19 protein-coding genes, 3 pseudogenes and 1 riboswitch are annotated in these 23754 nt (G+C 58.9%); of the genes and pseudogenes, 14 read left to right on the forward strand and 8 right to left on the reverse strand.

Translation table 11 applies throughout. The annotated features are described in order from the left end of the window. Window positions 1–314 precede the first annotated feature (314 nt). Complete coding sequence (locus A3A9_RS0125590; protein ID WP_051371157.1) at window positions 315–1808, forward strand: NAD-dependent succinate-semialdehyde dehydrogenase; 1494 nt, start codon at window positions 315–317, stop codon at window positions 1806–1808. A 307-nt stretch (window positions 1809–2115) separates the two neighbouring features. On the opposite strand, the gene A3A9_RS0125595 is transcribed toward A3A9_RS0125590, so the two are convergent. Next, on the reverse strand, window positions 2116–2799 hold the full coding sequence (locus tag A3A9_RS0125595; protein ID WP_080680386.1) for a transposase: 684 nt from the start codon (window positions 2797–2799) through the stop codon (window positions 2116–2118). 326 nt (window positions 2800–3125) lie between these two features. After that, on the reverse strand, window positions 3126–4211 hold the full coding sequence (locus tag A3A9_RS0125610; protein ID WP_032925888.1) for a cytochrome-c peroxidase: 1086 nt from the start codon (window positions 4209–4211) through the stop codon (window positions 3126–3128). Between the two features lie 787 nt (window positions 4212–4998). On the opposite strand from A3A9_RS0125610, the gene A3A9_RS39475 reads away from it, so the two are divergent. After that, a complete protein-coding gene (locus A3A9_RS39475; RefSeq protein ID WP_027033144.1) occupies window positions 4999–5259 on the forward strand; it encodes an XRE family transcriptional regulator in 261 nt (86 codons plus the stop codon). A gap of 1019 nt (window positions 5260–6278) precedes the next feature. On the opposite strand, the gene A3A9_RS0125625 is transcribed toward A3A9_RS39475, so the two are convergent. Then, window positions 6279–7694: a mannose-1-phosphate guanylyltransferase/mannose-6-phosphate isomerase gene (locus A3A9_RS0125625; RefSeq protein ID WP_006334012.1), complete on the reverse strand. Its 1416-nt coding sequence runs from the start codon at window positions 7692–7694 to the stop codon at window positions 6279–6281. Beyond that, entirely contained in the window at window positions 7694–9127 is a 1434-nt protein-coding gene (locus A3A9_RS0125630) for a phosphomannomutase (RefSeq protein WP_027033142.1), read from the reverse strand. Before A3A9_RS0125630 ends, A3A9_RS0125625 begins: the two co-directional genes overlap by 1 nt. Window positions 9128–9634: 507 nt before the next feature. On the opposite strand from A3A9_RS0125630, the gene A3A9_RS42980 reads away from it, so the two are divergent. The 10 genes from A3A9_RS42980 to A3A9_RS0125690 all read left to right on the forward strand — a co-directional run bounded on the left by A3A9_RS42980 (window position 9635) and on the right by A3A9_RS0125690 (window position 18036). After that, on the forward strand, window positions 9635–10048 hold the full coding sequence (locus A3A9_RS42980; protein ID WP_224713127.1) for a Fic family protein: 414 nt from the start codon (window positions 9635–9637) through the stop codon (window positions 10046–10048). Between the two features lie 560 nt (window positions 10049–10608). Continuing rightward, window positions 10609–11307, forward strand: a complete 699-nt coding sequence (gene queC / locus A3A9_RS0125645) for a 7-cyano-7-deazaguanine synthase QueC (protein WP_027033139.1) — start codon at window positions 10609–10611, stop codon at window positions 11305–11307. Then, window positions 11307–11663: a 6-carboxytetrahydropterin synthase QueD gene (gene queD, locus A3A9_RS0125650; protein WP_027033138.1), complete on the forward strand. Its 357-nt coding sequence runs from the start codon at window positions 11307–11309 to the stop codon at window positions 11661–11663. The genes queC and queD overlap by 1 nt, the downstream gene beginning before the upstream one ends. Beyond that, entirely contained in the window at window positions 11660–12397 is a 738-nt protein-coding gene (queE, locus tag A3A9_RS0125655; protein WP_027033137.1) for a 7-carboxy-7-deazaguanine synthase QueE, read from the forward strand. Before queD ends, queE begins: the two co-directional genes overlap by 4 nt. A 280-nt stretch (window positions 12398–12677) precedes the next feature. Then, window positions 12678–12794: riboswitch (TPP riboswitch) on the forward strand. Window positions 12795–12898: 104 nt separating this feature from the next. Next, a complete protein-coding gene (gene thiC / locus A3A9_RS0125665) occupies window positions 12899–14734 on the forward strand; it encodes a phosphomethylpyrimidine synthase ThiC (protein ID WP_032925884.1) in 1836 nt (611 codons plus the stop codon). Continuing rightward, window positions 14731–15732 carry a glycine oxidase ThiO gene (thiO, locus tag A3A9_RS0125670; RefSeq protein ID WP_027033135.1) on the forward strand — a complete coding sequence of 334 codons (1002 nt, stop codon included), beginning with the start codon at window positions 14731–14733 and terminating at the stop codon, window positions 15730–15732. Before thiC ends, thiO begins: the two co-directional genes overlap by 4 nt. Further along, a complete protein-coding gene (gene thiS / locus A3A9_RS0125675) occupies window positions 15701–15898 on the forward strand; it encodes a sulfur carrier protein ThiS (RefSeq protein ID WP_027033134.1) in 198 nt (65 codons plus the stop codon). The genes thiO and thiS overlap by 32 nt, the downstream gene beginning before the upstream one ends. Before the next feature lies 1 nt (window position 15899). After that, on the forward strand, window positions 15900–16673 hold the full coding sequence (locus A3A9_RS0125680) for a thiazole synthase (protein ID WP_006334021.1): 774 nt from the start codon (window positions 15900–15902) through the stop codon (window positions 16671–16673). Then, window positions 16670–17275 (forward strand): thiamine phosphate synthase, encoded by a 606-nt coding sequence (locus A3A9_RS0125685; protein ID WP_027033133.1) that lies wholly within the window; start codon window positions 16670–16672, stop codon window positions 17273–17275. Before A3A9_RS0125680 ends, A3A9_RS0125685 begins: the two co-directional genes overlap by 4 nt. Beyond that, on the forward strand, window positions 17266–18036 hold the full coding sequence (locus A3A9_RS0125690; protein ID WP_027033132.1) for a hydroxymethylpyrimidine/phosphomethylpyrimidine kinase: 771 nt from the start codon (window positions 17266–17268) through the stop codon (window positions 18034–18036). The genes A3A9_RS0125685 and A3A9_RS0125690 overlap by 10 nt, the downstream gene beginning before the upstream one ends. Before the next feature lie 261 nt (window positions 18037–18297). On the opposite strand, the gene A3A9_RS0125695 is transcribed toward A3A9_RS0125690, so the two are convergent. From A3A9_RS0125695 to A3A9_RS41320, 4 genes and pseudogenes are all read right to left on the reverse strand, one after another. After that, window positions 18298–19326, reverse strand: coding sequence for an LLM class flavin-dependent oxidoreductase (locus tag A3A9_RS0125695; RefSeq protein WP_027033131.1), 1029 nt, complete (start codon window positions 19324–19326; stop codon window positions 18298–18300). Window positions 19327–19452: 126 nt separating this feature from the next. Further along, window positions 19453–20562 (reverse strand): histidinol-phosphate transaminase, encoded by a 1110-nt coding sequence (gene hisC / locus A3A9_RS0125700; RefSeq protein WP_027033130.1) that lies wholly within the window; start codon window positions 20560–20562, stop codon window positions 19453–19455. 254 nt (window positions 20563–20816) lie between these two features. Continuing rightward, window positions 20817–20937 (reverse strand): annotated as a pseudogene (locus tag A3A9_RS46335) (helix-turn-helix domain-containing protein); the annotation flags it as partial. Between the two features lie 622 nt (window positions 20938–21559). Further along, a pseudogene (locus A3A9_RS41320) lies at window positions 21560–22244 on the reverse strand (IS110 family transposase); the annotation flags it as partial. 928 nt (window positions 22245–23172) lie between these two features. Between A3A9_RS41320 and A3A9_RS0125725 the strand changes: the two are divergent. Beyond that, window positions 23173–23531: pseudogene (locus A3A9_RS0125725) on the forward strand (transposase); the annotation flags it as partial. 66 nt (window positions 23532–23597) lie between these two features. Further along, on the forward strand, window positions 23598–23754 hold a 157-nt coding region (locus tag A3A9_RS0125730; protein ID WP_027061210.1), incomplete at its 3' end, for a transposase.

Raw genomic sequence — 23754 nt, forward strand, 5'->3', positions numbered from 1 at the left:
ACCATGGCGGTCGGTTTTCGATATGCCTGATATGAGCGGCCGTGGAAGCCGCTCAAAGAATGATACCGCAGTGCTGTTGCCAACGTCGGCGATTTCGATGATCGACTCCGCCTATGCCAGCTCTTCACGAGCTCTATCCGCGCTTGCCTACTATGGAGCGAAAGCCTTAGCGCGACTCGTGATTGAGGCTGTCATTGCTATGGGCTAATCAGTCGGGAAGCTGCGCTTGCAATGACGGAGGGCCGGAACGATCTCGTCCGATCATCTGGCACAAGGTGTGCTTATTAGTACGTTGCGAAGCTAGTAACTTAACCATGAAGGGGGACGACGGTTTGACCGTGACACAGTCGCTGACGAGACGTCTCAAAAATCCCGAGCTATTTGACGATCTGGCCGGTGTGCCTGGTCGGAAGGCGGAGCAATCCACGAGGCGTTTTTCGGTGTTCAATCCCTCAACGGGCGAGCTGTTGGCTGAGCTTCCAGATATGGATGTCCGGGACGTTTCCAAGGCAATCGATAAGGCTGAAGCTGCGCAGGAACATTGGGCGGCGCTCACCGCGCGCGAGCGCTCCGACATCTTATGGGAATGGCACCAACTGATCCTCGACCACAGCGAGGATCTTGCAGCCATTTTGACGGCTGAAATGGGTAAGCCGCTTGCAGAGGCGAAGTCTGAAATCGCCCATGCCGCAGCCTACCTCCAATGGTATGCCGAGGAGGCCAATCGCATCTATGGCGAGACGATTTCACCGCCTTCTAACGACAGGCGTATGCTGGTAATCAAACAGCCGATCGGTGTTGTCGGCGCCATTACTCCTTGGAATTTTCCCGCCTCGATGGTGGCTCGCAAGATTTCGCCTGCGCTTGCCGCCGGCTGCGCGATTGTTCTGAAACCCGCGGAGCAAACACCGCTTGTCGCGGGTGCTATGTTCACGCTTGCCCGGATGGCAGGTTTTCCCGATGGCGTTCTAAACTTGATCTACGCATCGGAAGGCGATGCGGTTGGGCGTGAACTTTGCTCGAACCCGAAGGTCCGCAAGATCAGCTTCACTGGGTCGACCGAGGTCGGGCGGCTGCTCATGAGGGAGTGTTCGGATCAGATCAAAAGAACTAGCTTCGAACTTGGTGGTAACGCTCCTTTCATTGTTTTTGATGATGCAGACGTCGACGCTGCCGTCGATGGTGCGCTACAGGCAAAGTTTCGGAATGCAGGCCAGACCTGCGTTTCAGCCAATCGGCTTTACGTACAGTCCAGCGTGTATAATGAATTCTGCGACAAATTCACCAAGCGCGTCAGTGCATTGCGCGTCGGTGACGGTTTCGAGCCAGAAGTTGCGATCGGTCCCCTGATCGATAAGTGCGCGCTTGCAAAGATTGAAGATCATATTCGCGATGCTGTGCGGCAGGGTGGGAAGATCCGTTGCGGTGGCAACCGTATCGGCGAATCGGGAACCTTCTTCGAGCCAACGGTGATCACCGACGTCGAAAGGACAATGCGGGTCGCTCAGGAAGAAACCTTCGGACCGCTGGCTCCCATAATCCGCTTCAACGATCCCGACCAGGTGGTGCGCGAGGCGAATGACACGATTTACGGTCTTGCAGCCTACTTCTACGCTTCCAATCTAAAGCGCGTGTGGCGCGTGGCTGAAACCCTCGAATACGGAATGGTCGGCATCAATACGGGACGCATGTCATCCGAGGCCGCACCCTTTGGCGGAATGAAGCAATCAGGGATCGGTCGTGAGGGGTCGCGCCACGGCCTCGAGGATTATCTCGAAATGAAGTACCTGTGCATGGGTGGGCTATAATCCCACAGCATCGGCGTCCCATTGACTTCGCCCTGACAATCCGCCGCGGCCATCGATGGAATGGTGGCCTTCGATCAAGGCCCAGTGTAAAACCTTGATGCTGTCATCCTTGCCTTCGGCCGCATTCACCGATCCCTGATTGACACGTGCTTGCCATGTACCGCTTCAATCCGCCGGGAGTGGTTTTTCCTGTCTCGGCCGCGACAGATCAGGGTGCTGGTGAACAAAATCTCCGTCCATCCGACAGCCGGCGAGCCTTCGATCACAGTTCTACCGTATGGGTCGAATGGCGGCATCTTCTGAAGCCTTATTGCAGCCCTAGCTTCCTCTTCAGTTCCGCGTTCTCTGTGCGCAGGCGTTCCGCGAGCAGGCTCTTCAATCGCTTGTTTTCTTTCTCGAGCGCGACCAGGTCCTTCAGATCGTCACCATCGGATCTAGGCGCCGCGGCCTTCTTCCAGTGATAATAGGTCTGTTCCGATATACCCGCCTGCTTTACGGCGCTCTTGAGAGTGGTGCCGCCGCTGATCGACGTCTCGACCTGAGCGAGCATTTGGGCGCGCTCTTTTCCGGAGTAGACCTTCCGGGCGCTCCGCACGGCCGCTCCTGTTGCTGTTGCTTCCGCCGGGGACGCCGTATTGGCGCCATTCTTGCGACCAGGCTCAGTCTTGGCCTTCCGCGAAGGTGGGGTTTTCTTCTTCGTTTCAGGCGTCCTTCCTTTGGGAGCGTGTTCGGTTGCAGCTTCTACTGATTCAGCGTCTAGGGGATTTGCCATGAGATACTCCGCTCGCGGTTTGTGCGCGTGTTCAGCATCAAGGGCTATGACATTAGAGTCAATCAGCCGACGATTTGGCAGATCCATATCTTTGAGCTCCCTTGTTGTGTCGGCTATAGCCGCGGAGAGATCGACATCGCTCCAGATGGAATGGCCCCGTTTTTGATAATTGCGCTTTTGTTTGACCTCCACAGTGAACGGTCGGGTCTGCCGCCTCATAGTTTCTTCCTTGTTAGAACGAATTGCACAGGAGGTCGCGGCTGACGATGACTGAACAACTGGCGCTTCCTCTGTTGCGCCGAGCTATATGGATGAGATAGCCCGAGAGCAAGCGGCACTTGCGGTGTGCATCGACAAATGCTCGGGCCACGTCGCTGGCTGGCCGCAGCTTTGTTTTCATATCGATGCGTTTGCAGAGCTGGAACAGCGGCTCGCGCGTCATAGCTTTCCAGTTGGATAGGCCTCGCCGGAAGTCATGATCGTCTCGTCCCAGTGAAGGTCGCAATCATTCGTGATTGCGACCTTCACTAGCCAGCTCCGGCCAATCATTGCGGGAGGATATGCAATACAGGTCGAGGCGTTGTCGGCGTTTCGGCGGGTAAGACGGGATAGGCGACCTCCGGTACTTTTCCGGTCAGCGAATTAAGGAAGGCAACGAGCAGGTCGACTTCTTTTTCCGTCAATTCTTGGCCGAGCTGGGTGGTCCCCATAATGGCGACGGCCTGTTTCAGATCCCAAACCTTGCCCGAATGAAAGTATGGCGCGGTGAGTGCTACGTTGCGCAACGGCGCCACGCGGAAAACATAGGAATCGTCGGCTTCATGGGTCACGGCAAATCGGCCTTTGTCGTTTTCCGGCAGGACATCGGTGTTGGGCTTTTCAACGAGGCCGAATGGGGAATAGCCCTCCCCACCCACGTTGATACCGCCGTGGCAGGACGAGCAGCCTTTGTCCATGAAAAGCGTCAGGCCCTGTTTCTGTTCGGAAGTCATAGCGGCGTCATCGCCGTTGAGGAAGGCATCGAAGGGCGCCGGTGTGACCAGTGTCGCCTCAAAGGCTTCGATTGCCTTGGCGACGTTTTCGAAGGTGACGCGATCGGCTTCGCCCGGGAAAGCTGAATTGAACCACTCGACATATTGCGGCATCGACTTGAGCGTGGCGATGAGTTGACCTGGTGTGTTGGCCATTTCGACAGCGGCTTGGATCGGTGCCTTGGCCTGAACCTTCAGGTCTTCAGCACGACCATCCCAGAACTGCGCTATGTTGAAGACAGCGTTCAGTACCGTCGGCGCGTTGCGCGGTCCCTTCTGCCAACCATGGCCGATCGAGCTTTCATGATTGTCGTCGCCCCCGGTGGCCAAGTTGTGGCACGAATTGCACGACAAGACGCCTGACGCCGAGACGCGTGGATCGAAGAACATTGCCTTGCCCAGGGCTATCTTCTCCGGTGTGATCGGGTTGTTGGCGACTGTCGGCGTGATGGATGGTAGAGGCTTGAAGGTGGCCCGTGCTGTTTCTCTGAGGTATACGGGGATCGTTTGCGCAGCAAAAGCGATGGCCGGCAACGCGACAGCCACCGTAGTGAATAGGATTTTCACAAGTGATCTCCCTGCGTTTTGCACGGAAGCCATTGTTGATATGCGGTTCGTGAACGCCTTGCGCTAAAGGCGGCAATCCTCTTTGCATAAAACCGATTCTGACGCGGACCTGACATATTGTCTTCCTTCGTTGCATTGCGCGATATCACCCACGATGAACGCCAGTCGGTATCTCCTGTCGCCTCTCGAGAAGCATCAAAAGTCGTGCCAACTGAGCAGAAGGAACCTCCGGGGGATTTTCTGGTCATCATTCAATAGGTTGAGGGAATTCGCAGCAAAGCGCAGCTCTACTCCGGTGTCGCGGATCTGACAGCCAGCAGTCGGGCTGAAACAGAGAGATGTTGGTCCCTCAGCGTCTTGTCCGATGGGCACCCGGCCTCCTGCATGGGCGGGAGGGGACCACACGGTATTAAAGCTCAAGATGAACGCCGCCGGCAAGCATCGCTAGACAGTCCCCGCAGATACTTTGACGCTGGTCCGCGAGCTGGTGCGCCTAGTGCCCGACCGCCAGATCGCGGCTCCTCAATCGCGCCGCAAGCCGACGGCGCGTTAAAGCGGCCGCGCAATCATCGATGTGAGCGTGATGACGGCGCTGCACTGTGTCGTCGAATTGTGGCCACTGGAGCAATCCTCGTAAAGCGAGCCAAGGTTCTTGATCTAAACGGCGGCGGCCGCCATATTAGCGTAGCGCCTCTCACACGTTCGAGAGTGATCGCATTTTTGGATGCCGCCGGCTCGGGCTGTTTCGGCATCCTATTTCAACATCGGCCGCCGCTTGTTTCGAGTTATCGAATGGCCGTTCTCTGCATTTGGAGGCAAAATGACCGCAACGCCTTTCGCGCTGCCCGAGGCAGTGCTTACCGCAATCTCAAACGGAAAACCCGTAATTCAGGCATGTCGGGAACATCTTGGCTATTCGACCGAGGACGTTGCCGTGACCAGCGGTCTGACAGTCGAGGAGGTCGGGCTGATCGAATCTGGCCATTGTTTCGACAAGGGCTATCGCGATCGGATCGCTCGGGCGCTTGGCTTGGCTGAGAGTATCTTCGATGAAATCTGGGGTATCCCGAACGCTGCCTGACGTCGGCCTCTGAAGATTACCCGCCGCCTGCCAGGTCGGATCAAAATCCCAAGGGTATATCAATACCCTTACGGCGGCGGGGCGGTGGCAGAATTCTTATTTCTACGGAATCGATTCGCTCTGCGGAAGATCGGCCTCATGCTGGGCGACACGGATGTAATCTTGGCCCGCACGAGAGGCCAGATCTGTGGATAGAGAGAACCGGCTAGCCGGTTGATCGTACGAGGGCATGTGGACAAAATATTCCTACCCGATGGTGGCGCCGAACTACGGCACAACGATCAGCGCTTGCGAAGTCGAGCGCTTAGACGAAAGATTTCGGCGAAACCACCCGAGGCCATCAGGAAGGTTCGTCACGATGAAAGCGATCCCTTGCCCGTTCTGCACAAGCTGCGAGGTTAGGCCATATGAGACGGACGAGGCGCGCGTTGTGATGAAATGCGAGGACTGCGGTGCATCGGGGCCGGTCTGCATCGACGAAGTCAACGCCGTCGAAAGCTGGAATTACCGTCCATCTGCCCAGCCCGAATAGGATTGTCCACGTGGCATGGCGATAGCGATGCGCCTACGCCTAATGGCCCCGGTCCGTCACCGGCGCGCAGGAGCGTATTATCTTCGTCAGCCGGTGCCGCGTTTCTCTTCCGAGCCCCGCCAGTCAGGCCCGGCGCATGCTGGCCTACCCCGTCAGAGTGCCAGGCCGCTCATGTCGCGCCTGCCGTACATGGCAACGAACCTTATCGCGCACCTGATCGACTGATATTGCCGATACCTTCCGCAACTCGAGCGGCTGTAGCAGCGCATGCCGTTACATCGGATGCGCAAGTGTCGTCTGACAATCTCGCCGGAAAACTGCCGTCTCAACAATTCGGCCAGCCTGTCGTTGCGACATCGCTCACTAGCCATACTCATAAAACCTGTTCTGGTTTGCCTCGCCTTGCCTAGCCGCCGGTCGCCTGACAGCCCACATGCCGACGCAGGTTCGGTCTGCCAGCCACCGTAGGGCATGTGACGTTGAACTGTCAGGTTCGACCGTATACGTCCTCAAGCCGCACGATGTCATCTTCGCCGAGATACTCGCCGCTTTGGACCTCGATCATCACCAGTCCGATATTGCCGGGGTTTTCGAGCCGGTGTTTGTGGCCGCAAGGGATATAGGTGGATTGATTGGTGGTCAGGAGTAGCTCCTGGTCGCCGTTGACTATTTTCGCAGTGCCGCTGACCACGACCCAGTGCTCGGAGCGGTGATGGTGCATCTGCAGGCTCAAGCGTCCGCCCGGCTTCACCTCGATGCGCTTGATTTTGAAGCGCTCGCTTTCCTCCAGAACCGTGTAGGTGCCCCAGGGCCGGTGCACGGTACTGTGAAGCAAGTGCGCTTCATGTCCCGCAGCCTTGAGGCCCTCGAAGAGTTTCTTGACGTCCTGGACGCGATCGCGGGATGCAACAAGCAATGCATCGGGGGAATCCACGATCACCAGGTCGCTGATGCCGACGGTGCCGATGACGCGTTTGTCCGAGCTTATGTAACTGCCCACGGTGTCGACCACATGGACATCGCCGCGAATCCTGTTGCCGCTCCCGTCAGCGGCGACCAGTTCGGCCATTGCGTTCCAAGATCCAATGTCATTCCACCCCATTTCGCAGGGAACGACAGCGAGATTGTGGGTTTTTTCCATCACCGCATGGTCGAGTGAAATACGCGGCGCCATGGCGAAGTGCTCAGATGAGAGTTCGACGCTGGCAACATGTTCGCCGTGGCTGACGCGAGCGTTATCATAGCTATCGAGAACGGCATCGATCACCTGCGGGCAATGCGCAGCCATTTCGTCGAGCATGACCTGCGCCTTGAAGCAGAAGATGCCGGCGTTCCAGAAGAAACGTTTGGACGCGACATAAGATTTGGCAGTCTCGGCGTTCGGTTTCTCGACGAACCGGACAACTTTCTCACCGTCGGCCTCGATGTAGCCGAATGCGGTGTCTGGCCTATCCGGGGTTATGCCCAAGGTTGCAATACGCCCCTGCTGCGCCTGTTCGATTGCCCGGTTCATGGCGGTTTGAAATGCGGGCAGATCACCAATCATATGGTCGGCGGGAAAAACACACAGAACAGCATCGGGACCCTGTGTTGCCTTGGCATGGACGGTTGCCGCAGCGACGGCGGCGGCGGTATCCCGACCCTCAGGCTCAAGCAGAAAGGTGCGTGGCAAAACAACGGAATCCAGCTCGTCGAAAACGTCTTTCGTAAGGAAGAGGTGCCCCGTGGACGTCACGGTAACAAGCTCCACGACATGCTGCATCGAAGCGGCGCGCAACACGGTGTGCTGGATGAGCGAAAGTCCATCCGCCACCTTGAGGAAAGGTTTGGGGTGCGATTGCCTTGAGGCGGGCCAGAGCCGCGAACCAGCTCCACCGCTGATGATGACCGGAACCACTTTCATCAAAGGTCCTCTATCTCGTCTGTAAGCGCGAACGCATGTGCCCCTTGCAGCGTCGAGGCGACGATCGCCATGGCCCTGCTCTCGGTCGAAGCTTCCGAGTAGCAGCGCAGTTCCGGGGCATTGCCGGAAGGCCGCAGATGTATGATCTCACCTGAAAGCATCCGCGCCCTGAGGCCATCGGTTTTGTCAATTTCGGCGACGGTCCCGAACGAGGCAAGAAAGTGCTGCAGTGCGTTCCGGCTTGCGAGATGATCCATCAATCTGCGCGAACTTTCCGCGGGGAAGTTCTGAAGCCGGTCACTGACGCACACAGGAAGATTCCAAAGCCCGCGCAGTCGCGACAGCTTCTTTTTTGTCGACGCCATGGTACTGAGCACGGCCAAAATCGGGAGGAATGAGTCCCGCGTCGGCAGTGCAGTCAATGTCTTCCCATTCACCACACAATCCGAGCCCAGCAGAACACCACCATTGGCCTCAAAGCCGACGATGACGCCGCCGGCGCCGTGTAATGCTTCCATTGCTTCAATGACAAATGGAGACCCGACTTTCGTCCTCTGGACCGCGAAACCAAAGGCCTTCGAAATTCCCGAATTGGAGGTCACTGGCGTCACGATCGTGTCTGCCTTCAGGAAAAGAGCCGTTGCAAGCCCAACCAGGTCGCCGCGAAGAAGATCGCCATTTTCATCAGCGATGAGTGGCCGATCAGCGTCCGCATCGGTCGACACGATGGCATCGAGACCGAATTCGCGGACCCACTTCTTCAATTTTGCGATTGTTGCTGCGTCCACGGCTTCGGTATCGACAGGTACGAAGGTCCCGGTTTTCCCGACGGCGACCACGCTGGCACCGAGCGATCGAAGAACCTGTACCAACAGTTCCGCCGCGACCGAACTGTGCTGATAGACACCAAGTCTCATGCCGGAAAGTGAGCCCGGCTCCAGCATGTCATGGGCGCGCTCTCGATAAGAGGCGATCGCTTCTTCACGGTGCATAGGCCACGTCGTTCCCAAACAAGCCGTTGGTAAGCAATACGCAATTGATCTTTCGGCTACAAAGCGCGTAATCGCGGCCTCATCCGCCTTGCTGATTTCACCATTCGGGCCATAAAATTTGATGCCATTGCGATCGGCTGGAATGTGCGACCCGGTGACCATAAGAGCCGCCGCGCCGTGTTTGCATGCATATAGTGCCAGGGCAGGCGTGGGTATGGTGCCGCAATCGATCGGCTGGAAACCATTTGCGGCCAACGCCGCCATGCAATTGTTGGCTATCGCCTGACTGCTGTCACGTAGGTCGCGGCCTATGAAGACTGAACTATTCGGCTGAACCCGGCTGGAAATCAAACGCCAAGCGAAAGCTTCGGTATAAAGTCCGCTGGCCTTGCCGACCAATTCCGAAGCCAAACCTCGAACGCCGCTTGACCCGAATTTCATGATTTCGCTTTGCTAGTGGACAGGCAGGGTGGGGTAATGTTGCAACGGGCTAGTACTTTCTACTGCAAGCGCCATCGTTCTCAGGCACCTGCTGTTCAGGTATGCGGTCTCTACAACACGGTGTGGCGTAAGGACCCCTCAGAGTTCCGCCGAACAGCAGGGCATCCACTGGCACAGGGGCATCCACAGTTCTCCTTCTAATGGAATCTTTTGGCGCGCTCATCTAATGATCAAGGAAGTGGAGTGATCGATCGGTGCCTGCCGGTATTTCGCTATGCATCATCATGACAGGTCCGTAAACTTGGTTGTTTGGATGGAACGCATCCATGGCATGGATAGGGCTAGAAAGCCGTCTCGATCAGCGCAATGGACCCTGTGATTCTTGGGTAATGGATTAAGGTCAGCCAGAGCGCTCGCCGACCATGGCGTCGCCTAGGGCGCTGGGCCCAAGCAGGAACCGATGCTTGGATCAGTTGGGGCGACGATCAGCGCCGACAATGTCTTGGCTTGCGACGCCTTCAGAAAGTTGTTTCTGGAATTGCGTTCGATCAAGGCCCAGCGCAAAACCTTGATGCAGTCGTCGCCGCCGCAATCTTCGCCTTCGGCTTTGTCTACATCCATCCGTTCGAGGATGGAAACGGCCGCATTCACCGCTACCTGATCCACCACGTCCTTGCCATGCACCGCTTCAATCGCCGGGAGTGGTGTCCCGTATCGGCCGCGATCCTGGACCAGATCGACGAGTACAGGCGCGTGCTGGAGAGCAATTCGAAGCGCCTTCTGCCATTGGTCGAATGGGAACCGACGCCGCAATTCAACGTGCTGAATGACACCGGGGATTTCTACCGATACTTCGATGCAACCCCGCACGCCGAATTTCTTTATGCCTGCGTTCGGCGGACGATCGAACGGTACCTTTGACGAAACAGCTTTTCTGCAGCGCTACGATCAATTCCGGCAATAGGTGAATGCCTTTATCGACATGCCCGAGCGGCTGATCGATCTGCTCTTCCGTCTCCAACCAGAATGGTGGCCCCTCTCGAGCCGCGCCCTCGGAAAGGAATTCCCACCAATGACGAGGCGCGGCGGCTCGAGGCGATCTATGCGCAGACCAGAAAACGGCAAACCACGAGGCAGAAGCCTTTCACTGGACTGCCGGTCGACCCTTGCGTTGTCGCCGAAACTCGGGACGTCATGTTCTGGGGCAAACCGGACAAGCCGAAGGTGTGTCGGGAATGCTGCTGCGCCACGGCAGTGATTTCTGCATCGTCTATACGCCTATATACGCAGTGCCGGCGTCAGCCCCCCAGCGGTCGAAGATACGCGACAAGTCGCGTGCAAAGTCATCTTGGGGACGCTGACAACAAGGTACGTGGGCTCAATCGCGTCCACCCCATTCACAAAACCGGCTCCGTGGAGTAGTGGGAACGCAGAGAAATCTCCGGTCGCAGCCTTACCCGGTCAAAACAAGGACTCAAACCATGAATGCCCTCGTCATCTGCTCCGGCGGATTGGACTCTGTTTCGCTCGCTCACAAGGTGGCGACCGAGCAGAAACTCATTGGCCTGCTTTCGTTCGATTACGGCCAGAGGCACAAAAAGGAACTCGGCTTTGCCGCTATCTGCGCCAAGCGGCTGGGTGTTCCGCACCAGATCGTCGATATCCGCGATGTTGGCCGGAACCTGAGCGGCTCGGCGCTGACTGATAATGTGGACGTGCCCGACGGGCACTATGCCGAAGACTCCATGAGGATCACGGTGGTGCCGAATAGGAACGCCATCATGCTGGCCATCGCCTTCGGGGTTGCCGCCGCGCAGAAGGCCGATGCGGTGGCCACTGCCGTCCACGGCGGAGATCATTTCATCTATCCCGATTGCCGGCCCGCTTTTATCGACGCCTTTCAGACGATGCAGAACCATGCGCTCGCAGGCTACGCCGATATCCGCCTGTACGCTCCGTATGTGAATATGTCGAAGGCCGACATCGTCAGCGAGGGGGCAAAGTACGCCACGCCGTTCGAGGCGACGTGGTCCTGCTACAAGGGCGGTGCACGTCATTGCGGTCGCTGCGGGACATGCGTCGAACGGCGCGAAGCATTCGATCTGGCCGGCATCACCGACCCGACAGATTATGGGGACGCAGACTTCTGGCTCCACGCTATCCAGACAAGGAGCGCGTAATGTTCCACATTACCAAAGAGTTCCACTTCTCGGCCTCGCATCAGCTCACCTCCTTGCCACCAGGTCATCAGTGCGCACGTCTGCACGGCCACAACTACATCGTCGTAGTGGAGCTTTCAGGTGGCGAACTGGACGAACACGGCTTTGTGCGCGACTACCAAGATCTGGCGGCGTTCAAGCACTACATCGATGGGACCTTCGACCATCGGCATCTTAACGACGTGCTTGGGCATGACCATGCCACAGCGGAATACCTGGCCAGGCACTTCTACGACTGGTGCAAGGTGCGGCTACCCGAAACCTCCGCCGTGCGGGTGAGCGAGACGCCGAAAACCTGGGCGGAATACCGACCATGACTTGCGCGTTGCATCCCGGAATCCGGGTGAGCGAGATTTTTGGGCCGACCATTCAGGGCGAAGGCGTGCTGATCGGCTTGCCGACGGTGTTCGTAAGAACCGGCGGGTGCGATTATCGCTGTTCCTGGTGCGACAGCCTGCATGCGGTGGACCGTCGCTTCCGCCATGATTGGGAGATGATGTCTCCCGACGCGGTTTGGCAAAAGGTCATTGCGCTTTCCGGCGGTCAGCCCGTGATGGTATCGCTGTCGGGCGGCAATCCGGCCATCCAGCCGCTTAGCCAGTTGATCGACCGCGGGCATGGTGAGGGCTACCGTTTTGCATTGGAAACCCAAGGCTCGGTGTCTAAGCAATGGTTCGCGGATCTCGACGTGCTGGTACTAAGCCCTAAGCCGCCCTCAAGCGAAATGACGACAGATTGGGCCGCGTTCGACGCCTGCTTAGAGGCGGCGCAGGATAAGCCGCAGATGGCGCTCAAGCTCGTTGTCTTCGACGATGATGACTATGCCTATGCCAAAGACGCCGCGGCGCGCTACCCGCAATTACCCGTCTATCTGCAGCCCGGCAATCACACGCCGCCGCGTCCCGGCGACGAAGACGCGTTCATCGACATGGCCGGTGTGATGAGGCGCATGGAATGGCTGGTTGAAAAGGTGACTCGTGACAGGTGGTTCGAGGCGCGTGTACTGCCGCAGCTTCATGTTCTGCTCTGGGGAAACAGACGGGGCGTCTAGCCGAAGGGGAAGGATTGCCGACGACGAGCAAGACAGACATCTATAGCAATCTCACCCAACTGGGCGGCAGCAGCGTCGTTCCGGAAAGCCCCGAAAATACCGTGCTGGAAAAGGCACCGAATCCGCATGAGGGCTCGCCTTATTGGGGGCGCTTCACCGCTGCTCTGGGGCGTCACTTGCTCTCGATACTAGCATGCTTTTCCGCTGGGTTTGTTTGGTCGTCGATCACCGCTGCGGGACGAATGCGCTTGACAAAATAGCGCCGGCCCATTCAATTCGACGCATTCACCAGGGGAGTCCCGGCAAGGGGCTGAGATACTGCTGGCTTTCGCGGCGCAGTGACCCGTTGAACCTGATCCAGTTCATACTGGCGTAGGGACGGTGCAAGCGCTTTGCGGGAGTTCACGCCCGAAGACCTGTTTTGAACAGGTCGACAAAAGCGTCTTTTCATCCTTCCGGCACAGAACTGGGTCTCCAATGCATGAGCAAAGGAGCCTCAAGATGAATGCCCTCACCCCAGCCGTGTCGACGGGACCGCTGCCCGCCTCACGGAAGATTCACAAGTCCGGCGTCCTCCATCCGCACATCAAGGTGCCGATGCGCGAAATCTCCGTCCATCCGACGGCCGGCGAACCGCCCGTCATCGTCTACGATCCGTCCGGCCCCTATACCGACCCGATTGTCGAAACCAGCATCGAAAATGGCCTTGCCCGGCTTCGTAACGAATGGATCACAGCGCGCGGCGATGTCGAGGCCTATGACGGCCGCCATGTCCGGCCGGAGGACAACGGATTTGCGACCGGCGAGCGCCTGACGCCGGAATTTCTCACTCGCAACCGGCCACTCAGGGCCAAGCAGGGCAAGGCGGTGACCCAGCTCGCCTATGCGCGCGCCGGCATCATCACGCCCGAGATGGAGTTCGTCGCCATCCGCGAAAACCTCGGCCGCGAGATGCTGCGTGGCAAGCTTGAGCGTGACGGCGAAGCCTTCGGCGCGGCGATCCCAGACTTCGTCACGCCGGAATTCGTGCGCGATGAGGTTGCGCGCGGGCGTGCGATCATTCCCGCCAACATCAATCATCCCGAAAGCGAGCCGATGATCATCGGCCGCAATTTCCTGGTGAAGATCAACGCCAATATAGGCAATTCCGCCGTCACCTCCTCGATGGCCGAAGAGGTCGAAAAGATGGTCTGGGCGATCCGCTGGGGCGCCGACACGGTGATGGACCTGTCGACCGGCCGCAACATCCACAACATCCGTGAATGGATCGTACGCAATGCGCCGGTGCCGATCGGCACGGTGCCGCTCTATCAGGCGCTCGAAAAGGTCAACGGCATTGCCGAGGACCTTACCTGGGAGGTCTACCGCGACACACTGATCGAGCAGGCCGAGCAGGGCGTCGACTATTTCACCATCCACGCCGGCATGCGGCTGCACTACATCCCGCTGACTGTCGACCGGGTCACGGGCATCGTCTCGCGCGGCGGTTCGATCATGGCCAAATGGTGCCTGCAGCATCACCGGGAAAGCTTTCTCTACGAGCACTTCGCGGAAATCTGCGACATCTGCCGCGCCTATGACGTGTCCTTCTCGCTTGGCGACGGTCTTCGTCCCGGCTCGATCGCCGACGCCAACGACGCGGCGCAATTCGCCGAGCTGGAAACGCTTGGCGAGCTGACGCAGATCGCCTGGGCCAAGGATTGCCAGGTGATGATCGAGGGGCCTGGCCACGTGCCGATGCACAAGATCAAGGAGAACATGGACAAGCAGCTCGCCGTTTGCGGCGAGGCGCCGTTCTACACGCTTGGACCGCTGACGACCGACATTGCGCCGGGCTATGACCACATCACCTCCGGCATTGGTGCTGCCATGATCGGGTGGTTCGGCACCGCCATGCTCTGCTACGTCACGCCGAAGGAACATCTCGGCCTTCCCGATCGCAACGACGTCAAGATTGGGGTGATCACCTACAAGATCGCCGCCCATGCCGCCGATCTGGCGAAGGGCCATCCGGCGGCGAAAGTCAGGGATGATGCCCTCTCCCGCGCGCGCTTCGAGTTCCGCTGGGAGGACCAGTTCAACCTGTCGCTCGATCCTGAAACCGCGCGGTCCTTCCACGACCAGACCTTGCCCAAGGAGGCGCACAAGGTGGCGCATTTCTGCTCGATGTGCGGGCCGAAATTCTGCTCGATGCGCATTTCCCACGACATCCGCGCCGAGGCACAGAAGGAAGGCATGGCGGCGATGGCGGCGAAATATCGCGCGGGTGGCGATCTCTATGTGCCGGCTGACAAGACCGGCGTAGCACTCATGACAGGGGCGCCGGAGCCGTCATGAGGGTGCTGGTCAAAGGGGCCGGCATCGCCGGCCTCACCGTCGCCTTCGAACTCGCCACGCGCGGCGCGGCGGTGACCGTTGCGGAGACAAGGCATGGCCTCGGCGGCAATGCGTCGTGGTTCGCCGGCGGCATGCTGGCGCCATGGTGCGAGCTCGAAAGCGCCGAGCAACCGGTGCTGGATCTCGGACGCGATGCCGCCGACTGGTGGGAGGCGGCAACGCCCGGGCAGGTGACGCGGGCCGGAACACTGGTCGTGGCCGCGCCGCGCGACGCGGGCGAACTCGACCGGTTCGCCAGCCGCACGTCGGGTCATCGGCGCGTCGATGAGGATGAAATCGCATTGCTGGAGCCCGACCTCGCCGGCCGCTTCCGCCGCGGACTGCTTTTCTCCGACGAAGCCCATCTCGACCCGCGCCAGGCGATGGCGTTACTTCATGACAGGCTGGCGGCGATGGGAGTCGAATTCCACTTCTGCGCCGATGCCCAGGCTGTTTCCGGGTTCGATCGCCAGATCGACTGCACGGGAATAGCGACGGGCGACGACCGGCTGCGTGGCGTTCGTGGCGAGATGCTGATCCTGCGAACGCCTGAAGTCTCGCTGTCACGCCCGGTCCGTCTGCTGCATCCACGCTTTCCGCTCTATGTGGTGCCGCGTGCCGACCACCATTTCATGGTCGGCGCGACGATGATCGAGAGCCAGTCCAGTGGACCGGTCAGGGCGCGTTCGATGATGGAGCTTCTAGGTGCCGCCTATGCCCTCCATCCGGCCTTTGGCGAGGCCGAGATCGTTGAAACCGGTGTCGGCGTTCGTCCGGCCTTTCCCGACAACCTGCCGCGTATCGAGGCACTCGGAAACACGGTCGCGATCAACGGGCTCTATCGCCATGGCTTTCTGCTCGCCCCAGCCATGGCGCGCCAGGCGGCCGAGCTTGTCTTCAGTCACGACAAACCCGCGGAGTTTGCACATGAATCTGATCGTCAACGGCGAACCGCTTGAGACCGCCGCCACATCGCTGGCGGCGCTGCTTGCCGCGCTCGACTATGAAGGCGATTGGCTAGCAACCGCCGTCAACAGCGACCTCGTACACAAAGCCAACCGCGCGGAGTTCCAGTTGAGCGACGGCGACCGGATCGAAATCCTCTCGCCCATGCAGGGAGGCTAGCATGTTCGAACTTTTCGGAACGTCGCTTCCCTCGCGGCTGCTTCTCGGCACGGCTCAGTATCCTTCACCGGCCATCCTTGCCGATGCGGTCAAGGCGTCGGGCACATCGGTGGTGACCGTCTCGTTGCGGCGTGAGATGGCAGGCGGGAGGGCCGGCGAAAAATTCTGGTCGTTGATCCGCGCGCTCGGCACGAGAATCCTTCCCAACACTGCCGGCTGCCACTCCGTCAAGGAAGCGGTCACGACCGCGAAGATGGCGCGCGAAGTGTTCGGCACGAGCTGGATCAAGCTCGAAGTGATCGGCAACCAGGACACGCTGCAACCGGACGTGTTCGGCCTGGTCGAAGCCGCGCGCATCCTGTGCGAGGACGGTTTTACGGTATTTCCCTATACCACCGACGACCTTGTTGTCGCCGAGCGGCTGCTGGAGGCGGGCTGCAAGGTCCTGATGCCGTGGTGCGCACCGATCGGTTCCGCCCTCGGGCCGGTCAACATCATGGCACTGCGTTCGATGCGCGGACACTTCCCGGATGTCCCGCTCATTGTGGATGCGGGGCTCGGACGGCCGTCGCACGCGGCAACCGTCATGGAACTCGGCTTTGACGCCGTGCTGCTGAACACGGCGGTCGCCAGGGCGGCTGATCCGGTCGGCATGGCGCGTGCGTTCGGCAAGGCTGTCGAAGCCGGCCGTGAAGCTTACAGCTCGGGAATGCTCGAACCGCGCGACGTCGCCGTGCCATCGACGCCGACAATTGGCAGAGCCGTTTTTTCATGAAACTCGATCCCTTCTACCTGATCGTCGACAGCGCTGCCTGGATCGAACGGCTGGTCCCACTCGGCGTCAAGCTGGTTCAGCTTCGCATCAAGACCATGGATGAGGCCGGGTTGCGCGCGGAGATCCGCAAGGCAAAGGCCTTGTGCGCCCAAAACCGTTGCCAGCTCATCGTCAACGACCACTGGCGCCTGGCAATCGAGGAAGGCTGCGACTTCGTCCACCTTGGCCAGGAGGATTTGCAGACCGCCGATCGTTCGCGGATTCGGGTAGCCGGCGTGAGGCTCGGACTGAGCACACATGATGATATCGAACTGGAAACGGCGATGGCCGCCGGGCCGGACTATATCGCGCTTGGGCCGATCTATCCGACCATCCTGAAGACGATGAAATGGGCGCCGCAAGGGCTCGAACGGATCAGCGAGTGGAAGCGCCGGGTCGCGCCAATCCCATTGGTCGCCATTGGCGGTCTCAACCCTGACAGGCTCAACGGTGTTTTCGCGGCGGACGCCGATAGCGCGGCAGTGGTCACCGACATCACGCTGAATGCCGATCCCGAAGCGCGCACACGAGAATGGATCGAAAAGACGGAGCGATGGCGCTGAGGCGAGAACCGCATGTGCTTGTCGTTGGCGGGTCGGACTCCAGCGGTGGAGCTGGAATTGCCCGCGATATAGAAACGGTTTCCGCCTTCGGGCTGCGCAGTTGTCTTGCCATCACCGCCGTGACAGTCCAGACGCACTCGGCTGTCGAGCACGTCAAGCTTGTGCCGTCGGAGCTTGTCGCCGCTCAGATGCGCGCCGCGTTCGCTGCCAACGCTGTCGCGGCCGTCAAGATAGGCATGATTGGGACATCGGCGGCTGTTGAGGCAGTCGGCGCTGTTTTGGTCAACCGCCAAGTGCCTGTGGTACTCGACCCGGTCCTGGCCTCTACCTCGGGACGCAATCTGCTGGCGGACGATGCCATTAATATGCTGCGCCACGATCTGATGCCGATCTGCCGGCTTGTAACGCCTAACCTGGTCGAGCTGGCTGCGTTTACCGGCTCGTCACCGGCCGCGGACGAAGAAGGGGCTTGTCGTCAGGCTGAAGAGCTATCGAGGACGGTGAGGACCGCTGTACTCGTCAAGGGCGGCCATGCACAAGGAACCCGTTGCGTCGACGTGCTTTTGCAGCCGAACCAACGTGCAGTTCGGTTCGAGGCGCCCCGCTTGCCGCGAGGGATGCGCGGAACGGGTTGCATGATGGCCAGCGCAGTCGCCGCCTCGCTTGCTCTTGGAGCGTCGCTGGAAGCGAGCGTGCGCCAAGGCAAGCAATATGTTCTCGATGCGCTTGCCGGATCGAAGGACATCGGGCCGATTAGCTGATCGGGCCGAACGTATCCAACGCTCCGATCAAGTCTGGCAGGCGATCGTGGGTCTACTGCTAGGACATGAAGGCCCTATCCGAGGGGTGAGAATGCGGCATACACGGTCGCTTTCGCCTATGAACAACACGCCGCTTTGAGGAGGAAGCCGCATGCCTCTGTGCCAACCGGTTGATGGGTCATCCGAAACCCGCACCTAGTCGTCGCTAGCGACAGCATGCCGCTTGGCACGTTGTTGGGTGAGCGAACGTTCGAACCGGGGTTAGCCAACTCGAGCCATAATTGCGGATTGAATCGCCGTTGCGGTATATAGGGAAGCATCTAACGACAGATTCCCAAACGCCGGTTGACAAAGGAGGTAGTTTGCACCTGCCGCTTCCAGCTGATCAAGAAGAGCTTGTCCCGCAGATGCTGCCGTTCCTACTACGCACAATTCCTTCTCGATTGCTGCATCGAAGGTCAGCGGCAGGTTTGGTGGAGTCGGCATGCCATTGAGATCATAAAGGAATTTAAAGCTCTTGAGCCACCGTTCGTAAGCAGGTGCGGCGAGTGAACGTGCATCTGTTTCAGAACGCCCAATCACGACCATTCGGAGCAATCCAAGAAATGGCGCTTGGTCGTCCGCCTCACTGGTGTGCTCTCGACCGGCGCGGAAGGCATCAGTGATTCTTCGAACGGAAGAGGAAGGTCCCACGCACGCGATGTTCATGCCATTCGCAGCGGCCCAGCCTGCCGATTCCGGTCGATTGGTGGCGATCCAAGTCGGCGGATGTGGACGCTGATGAGTTCTTAGCGTCAGCGGAACGCTGTTCAACTCAAAATGGCGACCTTGATACGATAGCGTGCCGCCCTTCAGCGCATTGATAAGAATTTCGCTGGCTTCCGCATAGTGGTTTGGCGCCGCGTCCGAGCCAATCCCGAAGTAACCCAATTCGATCGGGAGCGAGCCGCGCCCTATCCCAAGTTCGAGCCTGCCACCGCTCAATTGGTCCAGCATACAGATCTCTTCGAACGCACGTAGCGGATGATAGAGGGCAAGCAGCATTACCAACGGGCCGACACGAAGGCGCCGGGTTCGCTGGGCTACGCTCGACAAGAACAGATTCGGTGAGGGACCTCTCCCATGTGGGGTACAATGGTGCTCTGCGAGATGATATGCATAGAACCCAAGGTGATCGCACGCCTCCGCTAACATCAGGCGATCTTCGTACTGTCGGGCGATATCGGGGCCGTCCTCGTCCAGATGATCGAAGATGCCGACAGCTAAGCCTGAAGGAAAGGCCTTATCCATGATATTGTCTCCATTTTTGACGCAACAAGTCCGGTTGCTTGCGCATTACAAGCAATTTAAAGATTTCTCGCTTGTGTAATCGCTCGGATTATTGCCTGCGAAATGCTAAAGCAGAGCCTTAGCAACCTAATACGGGGGCCTTGACATATTCAATATTCGACTAATACGACTAGCGGCACGAAGAAACGCATCCATTTGCTCTTTTGTACCGATGCTGACGCGGATGTAATTTTCCAAACCTTTATCGGGAAAGACGGCAACAAGTATTTTTTGCCTTGCAAAGGCTGATTGCCACCATAAGCCGTCCTGTCCCGTTGGCACGCGGGCAAGTAAGAAGTTTGCGTGGGAAGGGATTACGGAAAATCCAAGTTGCGAGAGCGCGAGCGTCACTCGCCGTCGTTCATGCCTGATGTGTCTGTGGTTGTCTGCATAGGCGGCGCGGTGCGCAAGGACGCTGATACCAACCGCCTGCCCGATCACATTCATGTTGAAGACGTTCTGGATGTTGCGTAGCCTGCCGATAATTTCAGGGTGACCGAAACCGAAACCGACGCGAACGCCGGCGGCAGCATAGCTTTTCGAAAATGTCCTTAAGACCAGAAGGTTCGAATATCGATTGATGAGGCGTAGACCATTCTCGGGTGCAAAGTCGACGTAGGCCTCATCCAGCACGATCAAGCGGTCCGATTTCGCTACCAGGCGTTCGATATCGGCCACCGGAACGAACGTTCCGGTCGGATTGTTCGGATTGGCTAACAGAATGAACTTGGCGTCCTTTGCAGGACCGAAGAGCAATTGCTCCATCGGCAAGGAATGATCTTCGCTAAATTTGATTTCGACAAATTGAGCACCCTGCAACGTTGCAAGTTTGCGGTTGAACGAAAACCCTGGCGACATCATCGCCACGCTATCCCCCGGGGCAAGGAAAGCTCTGTAGACAAGTCCAAGCAGTTCAGACGATCCGTTGCCGGCGATCACCTGATCCATGGAGACGCTGTAGGCATTTGCGGCTGCTTCCCTCAAGCTGATGTTATCGTCTTCTGGATATAGATACTGCCGTTCGAGAGCTGCAATCGCGCTTTGCATTATGATTGCTGGAAGCGGGAACGGGTTCTCATTCGTGTTTAGTTTTACCCAACTTGAACCAGGCGCTGGTCTATCGGATGGCAGAGCATCTAACTGTCTCGCCACTTGCGAAAGAGACGAAAGCACACTCTGAAGTTTTGCATCGGACATGTTTTTCTCCGTTTCAGTCGCAGAGGGAATCCGGGATGAGCGATGGTCTAGAGCACATGGCCGACCGACGGTTCGTTCACACCGCCGTTGTCAGCACATTGACCCCGTGAGGTCGGGCGGGCTGTCCTCCCGGGTCGGATTGGCCCGACGCTCAGGTCCGCATCCACTCGTCATCGGGCCAAGGCTCCGCCAACCACCAACGCTTGATTTGTCCCTGATATTGCCTCGGTCGGCCTTTCAAGGACGCTTGATCTGATGCCGTATTTCCTCAGCGGGTATCCAATCTGGCGCGGCGTCAGTCCAAGCAGGCGCCGCCTTTGCCTGCACCGAGCCACATCTCTCCACGGCCGCGATGACACGCTCGCGATTTGACATACTCGCACCGCGGATTTTGACCGGTCACGGGCAAGCGCGAAAAATGCCCTGGCCGTAAGTCGCGACGTGTCGAGTGCACAGCGGTGTGATGCCTGGCCATGGGTTTCCTTTCATGAATCGCGACCGTCGACTGACTTCTGCAGGCCGCAACCGCACGTTGATTCACGAGACCGGAATGGGGCGGGCGAGTCAATCGAGCTTTCTTTCATCCGCGAAAGGAAACTCTGCGCTCATGATAGAATTCCATCAGTTTCATATACCTCCGGTAGATGATATCGAACGGCAGAATGTCTGCGCCGGCGTCCCCGCGGTGCCGGTGCTGATGGCCCGGGCCATCAGTCTAATCAGCTCCTGGCAAAGCTGGCGCAGTGGCGTGGCGACCGCCATTGCGACGATGTCATCTACGAGGGCCGACCGCGACTCCGGCGTGATTTCATCACAATCGCGACAAGGTCTTGACCTTTGCCCACCTCGCCGAGCGGCTGATGGCCCCCTGTCCCGCCGACCAGCTGCGCTGCGCCGTTTCCCAAACCTCTAGGTCACATTTTCGAAGTGCGTGTTGGAATCGGTGATTCCGTATCACATTATCGCCACGTTTTAGCCAGACGTGGTCGCAATCTCCCACCGAGAGCGCCGTCACCGGACCGACGCCCGGGATCGCCATGAAGCGCCGGCAGAGCTCGCTCTTCGCGACGATCTTCACGACCAGGTCGTGCAGCCGACAGTACTCTCGCCACAGCGCGGCGCGTGCTGACAGCATGGCGTCCATCAGCTCGGCCGACAGCGGATCGTCTGTCACAGCCGTGCGTACCGCCTGGTCGAAAGCGCCGCGCGATGTGCCGCCAAGCTTGATGCCGAACGCTTTCAGCGAGTGGCGGATGGCGTTTTCGATATCGAGGAACTTGCGCTTCAGGTTACGCCGGTGGGTCAGCAAAAGCCGCATCAGCTAGCAGTCCTGCGTTTTGATATGCGCCTGACGGAACCAGCCCGTGCGCATGATGTGGGCGATGCCGAGCGCGTCGGCAGCGTCCGTCTTGTTGCGCTGCGCCGACATCGCGGCGCGCACGTGCTGGGTCTCCAGGCAAACCACTGGCGTCCGCGTTTCAGAGCTCGGGATGCAGCCATGGCGACAGAGATCCCGCCTTATGGCCGACACGCCGCAGCCGGGCGACGAACGGCTTCAACACCACAAACAACGCATCGGGATCGGTCTCCACCTTGACCGTCAGATGCACCTCACCGTGCTCGTCGACGACGCACACCGCCGTCTCGTCCACTGCAACATCCAGTCCGCAAAAGTATTCCACGAGCCGCCTCCTGCGTGGTTTGACAATTGATTTCTTAGCAGTCGGCGCAGCGGGCGGCAGCGATCCGGCAAATAGAGGAGCGGCTTGCCGATTACGGGCGGCAATCCCTCGCCATCCGATCCGGCTTTTCCTGCAGCGTCTCGTACGCGAGAAGGCGGGTGCTGTGGAAAGCCGCGACGGAGAGATCAAGCGCCTTCAGTCGATCATCAGAAAGCTCCAAGAGTGTAGTTTGGTCGGCGTTCCAAACGTCTCGATCCAGATCAACTGGCACTCGCGCTTGAAGACCTCGACGCCGATATCGCCCCGCATCCGGGTGAGCCGTCGCAGTGTCAAAAGACAGCGGTACGAGCGGCCATCCCACCGCAACCCGCTGCCCGATCATCTGCCGTCAGATCGGGTGCATGATCACCGCCAACTTGCACGACGGCGACACAGGCCTTGCCGTCGCATGAGCCCGGCCCACCTTGGACCTCCACTTGAGGCGCGTCAGCAATTTCGACGCCGCTTCGTAAGTGCGACGTCCCCGTCGCCAAAGATTCGGCTCTGAACGTCGATTCAGCGGACTGATGTAAACATGCAAAAACGTTGTCCACTGCCTGTGCCAAACCTCACGGCAAGGATACCGCCTGCCGGAAATGCCGATGAGCAGGATACTACACGGTTGAGCATCTCATCATGTTGACACACCGACACCCGGGCGGCATGTCGAGCATTGATAAGCTGGCCAACATGTCCTGGGGCGAATGCCTGCGTTGCCAACAAATCTGATTGGCTGCCCGTGGCCCGCTGACATGTGTGGTTACGCGGCCAGGCTCAACTAAGTTCGGCGAGGCACTGTCAAGTGCGACCACCGCGCCAATATCGTGACCTTGCCCCTCAGATCTAATCCGGTTTGAAGTTCGTTCTGGCCCATCGAGAGGACCAGGACATGAAACGTAGCCGCTTCTCTGAAGAGCAGATCATCGGAATTTTGAAGGAACACGAGGCCGGGGTATCGGTTGCCGATCTGTGCCGCAAGCACGGGGTCAGCGACGCCTCGATCTACAACTGGAAGGCCCGCTTCGGCGGGATGGATGTCTCCGAGGCTCGGCGACTGAAGGCGCTGGAGGACGAGAACACGCGGCTGAAGCGGCTTCTGGCCGACGCCATGCTCGACAATGCCGCGTTGAAGGATCTTGTGGGAAAGAAATGGTGACGCCCGCGGCCAAGCGGAAAGCTGTCGCTCGCCTGAAGGAAGGCTTCGGGATGAGCGAACGGCGGGCGTGTAAAGCCATCGGCTGTTGCCGCTGACCTGCCACTGAGAATTTCCTCCATGTGAGATTAGAGTCCGGCCCTTGATCGAAGGACGGACTGATGAAGAGAAAGCGGTTCACGGAAGAGCAGATCATTGCGGTTCTGCGCGAGCACGAGGCGGGAGCGAAGGCGGGCGATCTGGCTCGCAAGCACGGGGTCTCGGAGGCGACGCTGTATAATTGGAAGGCGAAGTATGGCGGGATGGACGTGTCCGACG

It is taken from the genome of Mesorhizobium loti CJ3sym (assembly GCF_000472785.1).
Lineage (GTDB): Bacteria > Pseudomonadota > Alphaproteobacteria > Rhizobiales > Rhizobiaceae > Mesorhizobium > Mesorhizobium loti_E.